The 15,448-nt window shown below is 42.0% G+C and carries 14 protein-coding genes and 1 other annotated feature; of the genes, 5 read left to right on the forward strand and 9 right to left on the reverse strand.

From position 1 onward, the window contains the following. Positions 1-15: 15 nt before the first annotated feature. Together L1028_RS08600 and L1028_RS08605 are read right to left on the reverse strand one after the other, a co-directional pair. The gene (locus tag L1028_RS08600) at positions 16-3,150 is read right to left on the reverse strand and encodes a hybrid sensor histidine kinase/response regulator (protein WP_234533031.1); all 3,135 of its coding nucleotides are present in this window, start codon (positions 3,148-3,150) and stop codon (positions 16-18) included. Positions 3,151-3,289: 139 nt separating this feature from the next. Next, positions 3,290-3,685: a glycoside hydrolase family 73 protein gene (locus L1028_RS08605; protein ID WP_234533033.1), complete on the reverse strand. Its 396-nt coding sequence runs from the start codon at positions 3,683-3,685 to the stop codon at positions 3,290-3,292. A 115-nt stretch (positions 3,686-3,800) separates the two neighbouring features. Further along, positions 3,801-4,087 (forward strand) — a binding site (T-box leader). A 102-nt stretch (positions 4,088-4,189) separates the two neighbouring features. Between L1028_RS08605 and trpS the strand changes: the two genes are divergently transcribed. After that, entirely contained in the window at positions 4,190-5,185 is a 996-nt protein-coding gene (trpS, locus tag L1028_RS08610) for a tryptophan--tRNA ligase (protein ID WP_234533035.1), read from the forward strand. A 228-nt stretch (positions 5,186-5,413) separates the two neighbouring features. Here trpS and L1028_RS08615 read toward each other — a convergent pair whose 3' ends face one another. Both L1028_RS08615 and L1028_RS08620 read right to left on the reverse strand, forming a co-directional pair. Beyond that, positions 5,414-6,646 (reverse strand): aminopeptidase, encoded by a 1,233-nt coding sequence (locus L1028_RS08615; RefSeq protein ID WP_234533037.1) that lies wholly within the window; start codon positions 6,644-6,646, stop codon positions 5,414-5,416. Between the two features lie 165 nt (positions 6,647-6,811). Then, on the reverse strand, positions 6,812-7,159 hold the full coding sequence (locus L1028_RS08620; RefSeq protein ID WP_060622398.1) for a hypothetical protein: 348 nt from the start codon (positions 7,157-7,159) through the stop codon (positions 6,812-6,814). A gap of 151 nt (positions 7,160-7,310) precedes the next feature. On the opposite strand from L1028_RS08620, the gene L1028_RS08625 reads away from it, so the two are divergent. Both L1028_RS08625 and L1028_RS08630 read left to right on the forward strand, forming a co-directional pair. Beyond that, entirely contained in the window at positions 7,311-8,447 is a 1,137-nt protein-coding gene (locus L1028_RS08625) for a VanZ family protein (RefSeq protein WP_234533039.1), read from the forward strand. Between the two features lie 131 nt (positions 8,448-8,578). Further along, on the forward strand, positions 8,579-8,950 hold the full coding sequence (locus L1028_RS08630) for a hypothetical protein (protein WP_234533041.1): 372 nt from the start codon (positions 8,579-8,581) through the stop codon (positions 8,948-8,950). A 64-nt stretch (positions 8,951-9,014) separates the two neighbouring features. On the opposite strand, the gene L1028_RS08635 is transcribed toward L1028_RS08630, so the two are convergent. Both L1028_RS08635 and L1028_RS08640 read right to left on the reverse strand, forming a co-directional pair. Then, complete coding sequence (locus L1028_RS08635; protein ID WP_234533182.1) at positions 9,015-9,779, reverse strand: exodeoxyribonuclease III; 765 nt, start codon at positions 9,777-9,779, stop codon at positions 9,015-9,017. 158 nt (positions 9,780-9,937) lie between these two features. Further along, positions 9,938-10,354, reverse strand: coding sequence for a Clp protease/crotonase-like domain-containing protein (locus tag L1028_RS08640; protein WP_234533043.1), 417 nt, complete (start codon positions 10,352-10,354; stop codon positions 9,938-9,940). Between the two features lie 186 nt (positions 10,355-10,540). Here L1028_RS08640 and L1028_RS08645 point away from each other — a divergent pair, with 186 nt between their 5' ends. Next, the gene (locus L1028_RS08645) at positions 10,541-11,710 is read left to right on the forward strand and encodes an MFS transporter (protein ID WP_042187555.1); all 1,170 of its coding nucleotides are present in this window, start codon (positions 10,541-10,543) and stop codon (positions 11,708-11,710) included. A 201-nt stretch (positions 11,711-11,911) separates the two neighbouring features. Here the strand turns inward: L1028_RS08645 and L1028_RS08650 are convergent, their stop codons facing one another. Next, positions 11,912-12,760 carry a helix-turn-helix transcriptional regulator gene (locus L1028_RS08650; RefSeq protein WP_234533044.1) on the reverse strand — a complete coding sequence of 283 codons (849 nt, stop codon included), beginning with the start codon at positions 12,758-12,760 and terminating at the stop codon, positions 11,912-11,914. Positions 12,761-12,884: 124 nt separating this feature from the next. Between L1028_RS08650 and fabF the strand changes: the two genes are divergently transcribed. Then, positions 12,885-14,123, forward strand: a complete 1,239-nt coding sequence (gene fabF, locus L1028_RS08655) for a beta-ketoacyl-ACP synthase II (RefSeq protein ID WP_234533045.1) — start codon at positions 12,885-12,887, stop codon at positions 14,121-14,123. Positions 14,124-14,197: 74 nt separating this feature from the next. Here the strand turns inward: fabF and L1028_RS31650 are convergent, their stop codons facing one another. Both L1028_RS31650 and L1028_RS08660 read right to left on the reverse strand, forming a co-directional pair. Beyond that, positions 14,198-14,380, reverse strand: coding sequence for a lipocalin-like domain-containing protein (locus L1028_RS31650; protein ID WP_423803028.1), 183 nt, complete (start codon positions 14,378-14,380; stop codon positions 14,198-14,200). A 147-nt stretch (positions 14,381-14,527) separates the two neighbouring features. Then, on the reverse strand, positions 14,528-15,328 hold the full coding sequence (locus L1028_RS08660) for a family 43 glycosylhydrolase (RefSeq protein ID WP_423803029.1): 801 nt from the start codon (positions 15,326-15,328) through the stop codon (positions 14,528-14,530). Positions 15,329-15,448: the final 120 nt, after the last annotated feature.

Genomic DNA, 15,448 nt, shown 5'->3' on the forward strand with positions numbered 1-15,448 from the left:
TAAATAACTTATTTATCACCTAGCTTTATCCCCGCTATTCAACCTGTTATGTACATGAAAAGTTACCTTTGTCCCTGTACCTAGCGTACTTGTGATATGGAGTCCTGTTCCGAAGTGCCGTTTTAAACGCTGATCCGTATTAATTAATCCGACGCCTGAACGACTATCTGCTTTCCTTTCTAATATTCGTTGCAATTGAACCCCGTCTATTCCGTCCCCATCGTCTTCAACGGTTATCTCTGCATGCGCCTCATAGACAGAAATCCGAATAAGAATCGTTCCTCCACGATTGCGCTTCATTATGCCATGTCTTATCGCATTTTCAACGAGAGGCTGGATCGTAAGAAATGGGACTTTTATGTCCCCGCAGCCATCTACCTCCCAAATAACCTGTAACCTTCCTTCAAACCGAACCTTTTCAATATATAGATAAGAACGCACTAGACTTAACTCCTCTTCGATCGGAACAAGCCCATCCATATTTTGAAATTTAAATTTATTCCTCAGAAAATTGCTGAATTCATCGAGCAAATTACGCATCTTATCCAAATCAATATCACTTAAAGCTGTTACAGCATTCAACGCATTAAATATAAAATGAGGCTGGATTTGTGCTTGCAGCCATGCAGCTTCTAATCGCAGTTGATCTCGAACGGATTGTTTAATCGTAGCTAACGACTCGATCCGCGATTTTATTTCTATTGCTTCCACTGGCTTCGTCACATAATCGTTTGCCCCCGCTATAAAACCGCTCTGAATATCTTTCGGTTGGCTTCTTGCGGTAAGGAGCAATACAGGGAGCTCCGTGAGTGTAAACCGCTCACGAATCTTTCGTGTCAGCTCATAACCGGACATCTGTGGCATCATGATATCGGAGATGACCAGATCCCATTCCTTAGTGTCCAGTACAGCTAATGCCTCTTTACCGCTCGTTACCATCGTTAAATCATATTCGTCTGGTGGTAGTATGGCTTCAAGTACTTGAAGGTTGACAGGATCATCATCAACAACTAATAGAATCGGACGTTCACGATTCATTTCTATTAAAGTTGTTTGATTCATAGCTGGCGGAATTTTCACTTTTTCCATATACACTGAGGAGGCTATTTCTTGAATCGGCATGGATTGTAATGGTAATGGTTCAAATGAGTTGGTCACATCATTCTCTTCCTCCGCTTCCAAACCTGCTAGCCTTAATGAAAATGTGAATTTTGAGCCCTCTCCTAAAACAGAGGACACAACTAGCGTACCTCCATGAAGCTCAACCAGTTGCTTGCTTATACTTAAACCCAACCCAAAGCCACCATCAATCATAGTCTCACTCGTACTGGCTTGCTCGTACGGACGGAATAGTCGCTTAAGCATGTTCTCATCCATTCCGATTCCGGTATCAGCAATAACGATATAGGCTCGTCCATCCTTTACAAAAGCTTGAATCGAAATGACCCCATCATTCGTATATTTCACAGCATTATGAAGTAAATTGAAAACGATTTGAACAACCCGGTTCTCATCCGCATTTACTGGAGGAAAATCTTCAGGAATTTGATTTGCAATTTTTACAGACTTCACTTCTGCATTTAATTGCAGCATATCAAGTACTCCGGTCACAATTGGCTGAATAAATATGACTCTTTTGTGTATACGCGGATTGCCTTCCCGTAAACTCATCACATCAATCAAATCGTCTAATATCAATGTCATTCGACGTCCTACAGATAAAACCGTTTCAAGCTCTTTGATACTCCTTTCCTGCAACAAATGCCGCTCCCGTTTTAAAACGGATTGTGACATATTAAGAATACTATGAAGCGGATTTTTAAATTCATGAGAAGTATTTGCTAGGAATTGATCTTTATGGTCATTCATCCTTTGCAATGTTGTCGCAAGCTCTTTCGTGTTCGCATGCATAATAAAATAATCTTTAAACCATACAGAGGCTAAACAAGCCATCGCAATAATCATATCGAACGGATAGTAGACAAGACTCAAACCGCTATCCAGCAAGATTAACGACCAAAGAGCATAATTCATCAACGCAAGAAAAGAAAAAAGCAGTAAAAGATTGCTCCTTAAATCTTTAATTACTTTTTTAAACATCGTAATCAGCGTTATAACTGCAGCAGTACCACCTAATACATAATAAATAGGGAAAAGCATGATCACCTGAGTTGGATTTAAAAACAACGTGATGCCGGCAGTCCCTAGATTCATTATTTTATAGACAGGGTACATCCTACGCCAATATGGAAGCTCGCGATGATTCGTACACTGGAGCATAGCATAGGCTGCAATAACGAAAGCAATATTAGTCAGCCTAAAATCCCAATTAACTCCAATGTAAAACAACTGATGGAACAACTTCTCATCCGTACTAAAGACACTCGTGATCGTTACACAGAATGCAAGCAAACTAAAATAAAGCAGCTTCTTTTCCTTATTTCCTATTAAATACAAAATAAGTGCATAGACAGCATGCATAATAAATATAATCGCTGCCAAAAACTGCATAAAAATGGAAGCTCTCATCTCTTTGGCAATGGCTTCTTCTGAACCAAATTTAATGGATCGGACAATGCCCCCGCTTCGACTATCCACATAATTTGCCGCCTGAATGACGAGTTCGATTACACCGTTGTCATCTGCTGTAAAGGTTGTAGAATAAGGTAGATCCTTCGAAATATATTCATCCTTTGTTGTCGCCACCTGTCCGGATTTAGTAAGTAATCGACCGTTTACATATAATTCTGATGCAGTGCGTACGCTGGGTACACGAATACTATAATTAAGATGCTTCGCCGGGTCTACATAAAGAAGCAAACGATAAGAGCCATACCCGTATGGAGATGGCATGTCAGCATGCAAAACTTCACTCCATCCTCCCGGTACCTGAATATGCCTTGGCGCATTATCGCCTAACAATTGTTGCTGACTACTACCATCTATCAACCATTGCGAGGGATAAAACTCCCATTCCCCATCAAGTAAGAGAATGCTGCCATCTTCTGCATTCCAATTGCGCAAATCGAATTGCCCATTATGAATTGCCGCCTGTTTGGGATCATGAAACGTTTCCATCCATAAAATTCGCAAACCGGTTAAAACAACTAATATGAACACTAGCAATAATATTATATAGCTCTTTTTCATTTGATATTTGGATGAGTGAGTTTCCAAGAAGTATTTCTCCCCTAGTCATTTTCTTCTAAGACATTTAAATAAGTACTCTCCATAATTTACCACAGTTAATATAACAGAGAAACGGACGATAGAGACATCTTTATGTCTATTATATAGAAATACCTACTTGGAATTTCGCGAGTTTGTTGTTCAAAGGTAATTTCAAGGTGCCGTCAAGCCGAGGCCTATCCGTTGCATAACCTGCTCTTTGAAGTTCGTTTGCAAACTCATAAGGATTCTCTTTGGATAATGCGAAACGGTAACGGCTGTTTTTTAGTAGGAAATTCGAATGATCAGCAAATGATCCTGATACGCTAGAGTAACTCCGGAATTTTGAAGTCGTGGATACACGTACGCCATCCACTTCCTCATGCGTTTTTGCCAAGCAATAATCACCTTTGTAAGCTTTATCTGCTTTAATACCAAACATATTATAATTGCATACCGCGCTCTTTCCTCTTCCAGATTCAAGTGCAGCTTGAGCAAGGGTGATACTTGCGGGCACCCCGCTCCTACGATTATTATATTATGAATCTGAAATGATATATTGGACTGAATCACTATCTAATTTCCACCTATTGACACTAACACTTTTCAGAATTACAATAATCCACATATCATGAACAACGCTGACAAAGGGTAAGTAGACAATCGAACATGGACTTCAGAGAGCCGGTGGTTGCTGCGAACCGGTGTCCAGCGCTTGATCGAATGGCCTTTAGAGTTGCTCTTCCGAACCATCTTGATTGGATGCTGTAGGAGAAGCCGGGGTTCCCGCCGTTATCAAGGGACCTGTATCGAGATTGTCTTAGACCCTCTCCGTACCGGTAAGAGAAGATCGTAAAGCCAACGAAACGTGTGGTGGCGCGATCATTTAAGGTGGTACCACGACAACTTCGTCCTTATTGGATGAGGTTTTTTTGTCATTTAAAGGAGGTGATGGCCATGGATGATGGCTGGTGGTGGCGACTCAATGTTAATCAGAAGCGACAAAACAGGAGGAATTCAAATGATAAAAGAACGTGTATTAACTGGAGATCGAGTGACCGGAAAGCTGCACCTTGGCCATTACGTGGGCAGCTTACAGAACCGAGTGACTCTACAGGAGCAATATGACACTTTTGTGTTTCTAGCAGATATTCAAGCCCTAACGACTCACTTTGATCGGCAACAACACCTTGGTCAAAACTTAAATGAAATCACTCTGGACTATTTATCAGCAGGTATAAATCCAGATAAAGCAACCCTATTTATTCAATCTATGGTTCCTGAGATCGCTGAGCTAACCGTCCTATTCTCCATGTTTGTCACTGTGAATTCGTTGCGGCACAATCCTACCATTAAAGCCGAATCGAAAAACTCCAGTTTAGATGAACTGTACTACGGTTTTCTTGGTTATCCAGTTAGCCAGGCTGCGGATATAACCTTTTGTAAAGCAACGATTATTCCTGTTGGAGAAGACCAGCTTCCCCATCTGGAGTTGACCCGCAAAATCGTACGTAGATTCAACGAGCTGTACAGCCCTATCCTTGTGGAGCCCAGAGCGCTCATCAGCGAGACGCCAAGACTAGTAGGAACAGACGGCAACGCTAAAATGAGTAAAAGCCTAGGCAATGCTATCGAGCTGGACTCTACGAAAGAAGAGATCACCTTCAAGATCCGTAAAGCCACAACCGATCCAGCCCGTGTTCATAAAAATGATCCTGGGCATCCAGATATTTGTCCCATTTATGCTTATCATCGTGCTGTTCGTTCGCATGGCGCCCCAGAAATTCACAATAGCTGCGAAAGTGGCAGTATAAGCTGTTCTGCCTGTAAGCAGCTTATCACGATAGCTCTAGACCAGCTAATTGAACCAATGCGTGAGCGACGCTCCTATTATGCTGCCAGACCCAAGGTTGTTGAGGATATCTTATTATCCGGAACTAAGCGTGCCCGCGAAATCGCACAAGAAACGATGTCCGAAGTACGCGAGGCCATGGGCCTTAATTATTTTTCAATATAAAAATAATCAGTGTAGGCAATAGAAAACAGCCGGACTCTCTACTTAGAAGAGCGACGGCTGTTTTTTTGAGAAAATAGAAGGTTACTATCTTTTATATGATGGAAATAGGGCGAAATATTGTCCCACTAAACCTGATCATATCGAAATTGTAACAGCTAAGAGTTTTGTTAATACCCTTGTTAGGCCGTAATGCTCTCGAAAAAAGAGCTTCGGCCTTACATATATACCTTACAGCACCCAATTCCCTTTACGGAATACCGGTTCAATCTTACCATCAGCCAACTCTCCGTCAATATCAAGCTCAGCTGAACCAATCATGAAATCAACATGCGTTAAACTCACATTAGCTCCTTTTGCGACAAGCTCCTCACTTGAAAGCTTCGTTCCACCCTCGATATTCACTGGATAGGCACTTCCCAACGCGAAATGGCAGGAGGCATTCTCATCAATCCCTGTATTGTAGAAAATTCGGTTCAAGCGAGAGATTGGAGAATCATGCTGCACTAAAGCCACTTCTCCTAAATAGGATGCACCTTCATCCGTTGCCAGCAGCGAAGTCAGATGCTCACGTCCGGATTCAGCTTCATAGGCTACTACTTTTCCATCTTTAAAAGTGAATGAAAGGCCTTCTACCAGACGTCCATTCAGATTAAGTGGGAGCGTACTTCTTACTGTACCGTTCACACCTGTACGATGGGGCATGGAATAAATCTCTTCCGTTGGCATATTAGCCACAAAATAAACACCTTTATCATTCTCACCGCCACCGCCACGCCATAGGTGACCTTCCGGAAGCTCCACATGCAGATCCGTTCCCGGAGCGCGGTAATGCAGACTTTTATAACGCTTAGCGTTCATTCTATCCTGACTTTCTTTCAATTGACCGATATGTTCTCTCCACGCGGCAACTGGATCCTCGCTACCAACACGATTCATCTGGAATACCGCTTCCCACATCGCTTCCACTCGATCTTCCTCAGGGAGATCGGCAAACACCTTGTTTGCCCAAGCTCGCGTTGGAGCCTTGACGAGGGACCAACTAATTTTGCTATTACGAGTATATTTGGAGTAGTTTTTACGAGCAACCGCTGCCGCTTTAACCGCTCTTGATACTTTGGAAGAATCAATACCATTGAATAATTCCGGATCTGGTACTTTAATATGTAAGATGGCGCCGTTCTCTTCCGCAAACTTCTCCATCATTTCTGCTTGCCACTGTGGATAGTAATCGAAGGAATCTTCTGGGGCTTTTTCGTAACGAATACGTGTAGTCGCTTCATCGTCCCAATCTACAATTACATATTTAGCGCCTGCTTCATAGGCTTTACCTACAATCAAGCGAGTAAGCTCTGCCGTTTCAATAGGTGCATGCACCATTAAGACTTGTCCAGGTTGTACATTTACCCCTACTTTTACAACCAGGTTCGCATATTTCTCTAACATGACATCAAAATCTTTCATGAATTCTCTTCCTCCATCTCTATGGTTGCTTTACTGTCGCACCAAAGCACCGGAGCTCCTTAACAGCAGACGGTCAGCTTCACTTCTTATTTTAACGCAAAATGCTAAGAGTTGCGATTCGGGATAAGAAAACGGCTCCCACTAAGGGAACCGCCACGTAAACTTTTATTTTTTATCCACCTGCAGCAATGTTACGGTCTTTAAGGAATAGGTATGCATAATCTTATCCTCAGAAATTACGTTAAGCTTGGTCAAACTTGCTACCTTCGCGGGGTCTGATTTGGAGAGCATACGCCACACTTCAGGGTCTGATAAGGTTTCATATAACTTCAAATCATCATATTCTTTGCGATTTTGCGTCACTAGCTTCACTTTGTAGCTTCCAATTTCAGCCTCAGTTGCCCCCTGCTCACTACAATAGCTTAGAATGTCCTGACGAAGATCTGCCAATTCTTTTTCGATTTCCTTTTGCTTTTGCTTAAGCCGATAATACTGCTGTACCTTTTTCTCCATCATCTTCACGCTCCTCTATAGACATATGTATGCCGGAAGCGCTAAATAAATAAGTTGAGTTCCCTATCATAAAATTTTATAATGAGCCGGGAACGCTAGTTTGCAGCAGACTAGATTATTCCACAAAAAACAATGATTCGGCAGGTGACTTATGTTTCATTCTTACTTTTTCCCAATTTCTTATGCCTTTATGATGTTTCCTATAGCGGCATTGATCTTCACACTCCCTTTTCTAATCGTTCAATACCGTAGACACGGCTACATCCATAAGCTTAGAGCTTTAATCCTATACTTACTGCTGCTCTATCTGATGAACGCTTATTTTCTCGTTTTGCTTCCGATGCCATCCTCAAGACATAATTTGGCGCCTTCGGGAAGTATCATGCAGCTCGTCCCTCTTCAATTCATACAAGATATTATAGATGGCTCTAAGATCATACCTGATCAGATTTCAACGTATTGGTCGTTACTACGTGAGCCTGCTTTTTTACAGGTGATATTTAACATCGCTTTGACCGTGCCGTTTGGATTGTTTCTGGGCTACTATTTTCGAGCACGCTGGGGAATGTGTATTCTCTTGTCTTTCATACTTTCGTTATCTTTTGAGGTCACTCAGGTTACAGGCATCTACGGCTTTTTTGATCATCCCTACCGTCTATTTGATGTCGATGATCTTATTACCAACACGCTGGGAGGAATCTTCGGATTCCGAATTGCTATCTGGATAAACGGGTTACTGCCACGCATAGAACAGCTGGATACGAATATCGATCGTTCAGCCAAAAGAGTCTCCTATACCCGCAGAGGGATTGCTTTTCTCATCGACAGTATGGTGTGGATCATTGGGTTTGGTGTACTTTATGGATTCGATATAAAAAGTGCTTTCTGGATTGTAACAGGGATATACTTTATCCTGATTCCAGCTTTCACTGGTGGGCGGACCTTAGGCAAATGGATTGTACGTATTCGGGTTACGAGCAGTGGTAATCGGGCTTCTTTCTTGGCTCTTATGATCAGATATGGTCTGCTATATTGGGTAATGCTTGGAGCTCACGCTATTGTTATCGATTCTGATGTGACGGGGCTTCTATCTTCACCATTGAGAACGGTCGCTTATCTCTTTGTTCTACTGGCTGATCTAGCTTTCTTTATTCATTTAGTCATTAAGGTATTCAAAAAAGATGACCAGCTATTTTATGAGAAATTAAGCCGAACCTCACATGTTATTTCATGGCCAGAGAAAAGACTACATACCGATGACTCAAACAGCAGCCCTTTAGAAGTTTAAAAATGTTCTCTTTTATATGGTGTTTATACATTGAAAATAGGCACAGGGAATTTCATCAGCCGTAATATCCAACTTTATTAGTGTGGTAGAGAATCAAAATTTAGGTCTGCACAGCTTTATACTCCTTCGGCATGGGTAATGGCATAACCTATATTCTCGAGGATAACCAATTTTCACTAGCTACCATCTCTATCTCCTTCAACGATGATGAAGCTGAAGTTACTTTAATAACTAAACTTGGTGAAAAGAATGTCTTTCGATTAGGACGAGGACAATGGCTCGAAAGCTTTGCGCTCTTCCTGGAACCTTTCATGAACCGGATTATGTCCAGCTTTACTTGGTCTGCAGAAGATCAACTTCAGTTGTCCTTACTATTTGTTGAAATGCCTTTCTTAATTACACTTGATATTAAAATTCTAGAGAACATGCTAATCCTTAAGCAGCGGATTAATGTGAATATGGGACCGCTTGAATTCGATGATATAATCGGAAGAATACAATAGGTATAATTAATAAAAGAAAGGCCGCTTGGTCCTATGCAGGAACTTAGCGGCCTTATATCACTTTTTATTCCGAAAAATCAGCTAGCTTCAACATGACTGGGCAATGATCACTACCCATGATCTGACAATCAATTTGAGCATCAATTACATTAAGTGCAAGTCTAGAAGAAGCTAAGAAATAATCAATTCGCCAGCCCACATTCCGCTCTCTCACCTTCGGCATATAAGACCACCATGAATACACTCCCTCTAGCTCCGGGTGAAGATATCTGAACGTATCTATGAAGCCCGACTCTAGCAGTGTACTCATTTTCCCTCTCTCTTCATCCGTAAAACCGGAGTTCCCACGGTTAGCCTTTGCATTCTTGATATCAATATCTTCATGGGCAACGTTTAGGTCTCCACAGACAACAACTGGTTTACACTTGTCCAGTTCTAAGAGATAATTGCGGAAACGGTCCTCCCATTCCATTCTATATTCCAATCGAGACAGATCTCGTTTGGCATTAGGAGTATAGACGTTGACCAGATAAAAATGTTCGAACTCTAAGGTAATGATCCGACCTTCTGCTTCTTCATCTTCTTCCATCCCATATCTCGCAGAGATCGGCTTGATTTTAGTGAATATTGCCGTACCGGAATAGCCCTTTTTCACTGCGTAATTCCAGTATTGATCGTATTCTTCGCCATGCTCCAGTGTAATTTGCCCTTCCTGAAGCTTTGTTTCTTGAACACAGAAAATATCCGCATCTACTTGTTTGAAATAGTCATTAAACCCTTTTTGGACACAGGCCCGAAGGCCATTAACATTCCATGATACCAGCTTTATCATCGGCTTTTCTCCTTACATTTTGCTTTAGTTATACTATTACTGCGGTTATTATATCACTATAGTGAGCTGACGGGATATGTATAGCAGCAAAAGCCGCACCTCTCTCCATTGTGGAGAATTGGTGCAGCTTTTGGTTAATTCATACGCTAGCTAACTTATAGACCAATTGCTGTAGCTGTGAATGTAATTGGGCCTTTTACTTGAATTAAGCTTCCAGGATTATTACTATTAGCAAATAGAACACCAAGTGTATAAATTTGGGTTCCCGGCAGTCCACCATCCACAGCAAGCACATTTACAATCTGAAGGTTGTTACCAGGTTCGAAGAATCGATTGAGCGGGCTACTGTATACTTTTGTAGCACCTCTGTAAATATCTACGCGAATATCATCTGTAAATGAAAAACTATCAACACCGAAACTCGCTTTTAGCTCAACTCTCGAACGATAAGTTGCAGGATTAGCCGGATCAAGAAATACAGAGGTAGTAGTTATTCCTTGACCAACACCAACCGCCAATACTGGACCATCAACAGTTAAAAACGTAGAACCATAATCAATAATTGACGCCATTCTTAACACTTCCTTTCAAGGTTATACAACATTCTATGAAAATGAACTGAACCTTGAATGGATATATCATATGGGAAAATAGTATATTTTTATCATAGATTTATATCCTAATCATTCAACATCCGTGATACAATAACCAAATTGACACTATACAAATATCATTAAATACGTGAGGTAAAGAGACTTATGAATGCACCAACACTATTACGAGGGTTTAACTTTTTGTATTTCGCACTACTAGCTATGTTTATTCCTTTTCTGCCAGTCTATCTAGGGGAGCAGGGTCTTAACCCGGCGCAAATTGGATTCATTATTGGTACTGGAGGGTTTGTTACCATTATTGCTCAACCCTTATGGGGGATGATCAGCGACAAAACAAGAACGATCCGCAAAGTGCTGTTAATTCTGTTGTTATGCTCTGCGGTGACGGGATATTTTTTATTCGATTCTAGCAGCTACGTGCGACTTATTCTTTTTGCAATGCTGCTCTATTTCTTCTTAATGCCTATCGACCCGCTAGCTGAAAGCCTGAATTTCCGGATCTCTGAGGCAGCTGGAATTAGCTATGGTTCGATTCGTACATACGGAGCGTTGGGGTATGGTGTTATGGCCTTACTCACAGGTTATGTGATGAGTTATTTCGGTTCACAAGGGATGGCTTTGCTGTTCGTCGCGATCAGTCTTACAAGCTTTGTAGTCAGCTGGTTCATGCCAGATGCTCCTGTGACCGGTAAACCGGTCACACTTGACAGCCTGAAGCATTTTCTTAGCAACAAAGAAACACTGCTATTTCTAGTGCTCATCTTTATTAGCTCCGTTCCCGCACGCATGAACGATACCTTCCTTGGAGTTTATATTCGCGAGCTTGGTGGCAGTCCTGAATTAGTTGGTCAATCGTTCTTTATCGCCGCAATGAGTGAAATTATTGTGTTCGCCTTAAGCTTTTGGTGGCTGCGCAAAGGAAAAGAGCTAATCATTATTTCGATTTCTGGAGCCTTTTATTTTCTTCGATTCTTTATTTCGGCCTGGATTTTGGATCCGCATTTATTAGCTTATCTACAGATTCTACAAATCCTTACCTTCCCGGTATTCTACTCTGCAGCTATTCAGTATCTATATAGTATTGTGCCTGTGGAATGGCGTGCTACGGGTCAAACTGTGTTGGCGCTACTGTTCTTCGGTGTATCAGGAATTCTCGCCTCTTATGCAGGTGGAGCATTATATGAAGCCTTTGGCGGTAAGGTCCTTTATTTAACAATTTCCGTGATGTCATTTATCGGTATGCTGTTCGGATTGATATTGTACAGAATCTATGGAAGTAAACACGCCAATAAAAAGAATATAGCCACTCATTAATCTTCCAGCATTCAATAGTCTTACACTTCAAGTTCATGCACTGTTGGTCGCAGCACTTTTAAGTACTCCTTCGGGCACAACATTCGGATTTATTGAAATCTCAACATCAGATTTCTAATAGATTTATTTCACAATGCTCTGTAAAGCAACTCTAGTTAATAATTCAACTAGAGATGCTTTTTCTATGAACTTCTACCTAAGTCATTCTTTATGTTGCTCCATAAGCTGCTTCAGTTTGATTTCAGTATTTGAATCTGCGGCAGGCGTATAAATACTACAACGTAAATCTGTGCTGCCTTGAACCTGTAGTGAGGTTAAATGAAATAACATTTTCCCTGCTTTGGCATGTCTGAATTCCAATAGCACATCTGGAGCAGAGCTTACACGACTTTGTTCCCACATTTCATTAAACGCTGGATGCAGACCCTTTAATTCCTCTATAAATTCATCATACCAACGATCCTCTACATATTGTCCGTAATAAGCTCTGAAGATGGATAGATAACCACTTACGAATTGTTCCCAATTTACAGCTAAACGTCTGAACTCCTTACGAATAAATAACAAACGAATCATGTTTCTCTCCTCGATGGGCAGTTTGGAGAAATCTAGAAACACATGTGCTGCAGCCTCATTCCAACCTACAATCCCGCAACGTCGGTCTGAAATAATCGTAGGACAAGTCTTAAGCTCCTGTAAAATTTTCTGTAGAGAAGGACTTATTACTGAGGATTCCTCTTGCTGAAATAGAACGTTCCCTGTTCCAGTCTCTAGTGCTAATGCAAAAAGATACTTCCGCTCATCATTAGTTAACTTTAGGGCAGTCGCAATACAGTCCAGAACAGACGAAGATACTTTAATATCTCGGCCCTGTTCCAGCCACGTATACCAGGTACTGCTTACCCCCGCTAGCTGTGCAACTTCTTCCCTGCGAAGTCCAGGCGTTCTCCTGCGTGTGCCTTCTGGCAGCCCAACAGAGCTGGGTGAGATCGCAGCACGGCGTGCTTTTAAGAAATCTGATAATGCCTGCAATCTCGTCTGATTAGCCATACGCTTCCTCTCCTCTCTGTTACATTCTTTAGTATAGTACAAATTATACTAGGATAAACGATAACTTGTAATAGGATAAAATAAGTGGAAAAATACCTATATACACTAGTTGAGGAGGTTCTTTATGGAACGCGTAGTTATTACAGGCATGGGCTTAATTTCGCCCCTTGGAAATACAATAGAGCAATTCTGGGATCGTCTAGTTTCTGGTGAGTCGGGTATTTCCCCAATCACTTCATTTGATACTTCTAACTTTAAGACAAAGATCGCGGGAATCGTGCATGATTTCGATGCGGAGGCTAGATTTGGTCGTAAAGAAGCCCGCAGAATGGATAGATTTAGTCAGTTCGCCCTCGCAGCCGCTGAAGATGCATGGATACATTCCGGTCTACAGCTTGATAAGATTGACAAGGAACGTCTCGGTGTTTATGTAGGATCAGGCGTTGGTGGGATTCAAACCTTGATGGAGCAAGGAAGTGTGCTAAAGGACCGTGGACCAGATCGGGTCAGCCCCACTTTAATTCCCATGCTGATCTCCAATATGGCAGCGGCGATGATCAGCATTAAATTAGGAGCCTTAGGTCCTACAATGTCTCCAGTAACTGCCTGCTCTATTGGAAATACGGCCATCGGTGAAGCCTTCCGGTTGATCCGTTATGGAGGTGCCGACATCGTAATTGCTGGTGGATCAGAAGCAGCCATTACTGAAATCTCCTTAGCCAGTTTCGGCAATGCCACCTCCTTATCTACTCGAAATGAGGAGCCGATTAGGGCGAGTCGACCTTTTGACGGGGAGCGTGACGGATTTGTTATCGGTGAAGGTGGCGGAATAGTTATTCTGGAATCACTTTCTCATGCGCAGCGTAGAAACGCGAAGATTCACGGAGAGGTTATCGGTTATGGTGCCAGCTCTGATGCCTATCATATGGTCGCCACCCATCCAGAAGGAATTGGTGCATATCAAGCGATGAAGCTGGCCCTAAATGAAGCTAAAATCCAGCCCGAGGAGGTGGATGTAATTAGTGCTCATGCCACGAGTACAGTAGTAGGTGACCGCTCTGAGACCCTTGCGATAAAGAAGTTATTCGGTGATCAAGCCTACCAGATTCCCGTAACCGCTAATAAGTCAATGACTGGACACGCCTTAGGGGCGGCCGGTGGCCTAGAAGCTATAGCCCTGATTAAGAGCATTCAAGAAGGAATTATCCCCCCTACCATTAATCAGGAGGTCAAAGATTCCATCTGTGATCTGGATTATGTCCCGAACATTGCGCGAAAATCTGATCTTACTATAGGCATGTCTAACTCTTTTGGTTTCGGTGGGCATAATGCTGTCATTGTGATTCGAAAGTTTGAAGACTGACCATTCATCCATAAACGGGGTTCCAGCTTAGTCATTCTCAGGACTAATTGGAACCCCGTTTCTATTGCCAATTTTCAAAAAAACCTATTTTCCATCGTTGATACATGGCTCCCCCAGATAGAGATACCTTCCTTGGAAACCGCAGTAAACGTCATAACGTTACTAGATGTTGCTTCATTCCACTCTTTCAGGAACACCCCATTATAAGTAGAACCGTCAATGGTAAGCTTAGCAGTATGATCATCATAAGCTTCCATTTCCCCTTTACCGCTCCTTTGATCTTACCGCTCTTAGTTAATTCAGTCAGCTCCGACTATATTTGTCTGAAATTTGCTCTTTTGTGTATTTCTCTATGGTTTCTCCGCCATAGCGGTGCGGGGCTACAACCGGCCACCCCTTACTGTTCATAAACACTGATGAACTCTTACCTCGTGCTTTTCTCCACGATTTGGGAACCGTGTATGGAAGATCAGATAATACTTGCCATTCTCTTCATCATAAAACGCTGAGTTATGGCCTGGTGATACATATCCTTCTCCACTCACTGGCAGCTCGTCATCCATATTTAGGAATTCGAAATTCCCCATTAGCTTCACTCCGTAAGGAGCATATGCTGGATCATCGAACAATACCGTAGGAGATCCTTGTGCATTAATCATATCCTGACCCTCAGAATCTTCGAAAGGTCCATCAGGTGCCTTTGAACGAGCTACACGGATGTTATATCCACCGTCTGCTGCCAGACCACCGAAGGATAGGAACAAATAGTAGTAATCCGTTTCCGGACTGTATAGCATATATGGAGCTTCTATCCGAGCATGATTCGTACCCAGGAGCTTTTTGCCATAACCTTGATCTGGTAGTGGGAAACCTGTATTAGCATCTAATTCCATAATAAAAATACCACCGGAGTAAGAGCCATAGACCATCCACAGCTTTCTTTCTTTATCAAAGAACACTTCCGGATCTACTACATTCGGCTTTTGAGTGGCATCATTTCCATCCTCACCCTTGCCTATCATACCTGACTTCAGAATGACGCCCTTATTCTTATAAGGTTCCTCAATATTGTCCGACACAGCTATGCCGAGTGCAGACAACGGGGAATCCCCTTTACAAGCATTGTAATACATATAGTATTTGCCATTCGTCAATTGGATAACATCGGGTACCCATAAGGTATCCGTAATAGTCAATCCTTTCATTTAATTAAGTTCGTATTAATTCATATTTATTTAAATAATAATAAACATTCATACACATGAAAAAAACGCCAAGCCATCGAAATGGCCTGACGTTTCCTTTTATATTTTCACGTAAAATAA

Source organism: Paenibacillus pseudetheri, assembly GCF_924513355.1.
Taxonomy (GTDB): Bacteria; Bacillota; Bacilli; order Paenibacillales; family Paenibacillaceae; genus Paenibacillus_AQ; species Paenibacillus_AQ pseudetheri.

Excerpts from the sequence above, each read along its gene's own strand:
- L1028_RS08615 (WP_234533037.1), bottom strand. The coding sequence starts at position 6,646 with ATGAAAGATTTTGATGTCATGTTAGAGAAATATGCGAACCTGGTTGTA.
- L1028_RS08645 (WP_042187555.1), top strand. The coding sequence starts at position 10,541 with ATGAATGCACCAACACTATTACGAGGGTTTAACTTTTTGTATTTCGCA.
- L1028_RS08625 (WP_234533039.1), top strand. The coding sequence starts at position 7,311 with ATGTTTCATTCTTACTTTTTCCCAATTTCTTATGCCTTTATGATGTTT.
- L1028_RS08650 (WP_234533044.1), bottom strand. The coding sequence starts at position 12,760 with ATGGCTAATCAGACGAGATTGCAGGCATTATCAGATTTCTTAAAAGCA.
- L1028_RS08660 (WP_423803029.1), bottom strand. The coding sequence starts at position 15,328 with ATGAAAGGATTGACTATTACGGATACCTTATGGGTACCCGATGTTATC.
- trpS (WP_234533035.1), top strand. The coding sequence starts at position 4,190 with ATGATAAAAGAACGTGTATTAACTGGAGATCGAGTGACCGGAAAGCTG.
- L1028_RS31650 (WP_423803028.1), bottom strand. The coding sequence starts at position 14,380 with ATGGAAGCTTATGATGATCATACTGCTAAGCTTACCATTGACGGTTCT.
- L1028_RS08630 (WP_234533041.1), top strand. The coding sequence starts at position 8,579 with ATGGGTAATGGCATAACCTATATTCTCGAGGATAACCAATTTTCACTA.
- L1028_RS08600 (WP_234533031.1), bottom strand. The coding sequence starts at position 3,150 with ATGAAAAAGAGCTATATAATATTATTGCTAGTGTTCATATTAGTTGTT.
- fabF (WP_234533045.1), top strand. The coding sequence starts at position 12,885 with ATGGAACGCGTAGTTATTACAGGCATGGGCTTAATTTCGCCCCTTGGA.
- L1028_RS08620 (WP_060622398.1), bottom strand. The coding sequence starts at position 7,159 with ATGGAGAAAAAGGTACAGCAGTATTATCGGCTTAAGCAAAAGCAAAAG.
- L1028_RS08640 (WP_234533043.1), bottom strand. The coding sequence starts at position 10,354 with ATGGCGTCAATTATTGATTATGGTTCTACGTTTTTAACTGTTGATGGT.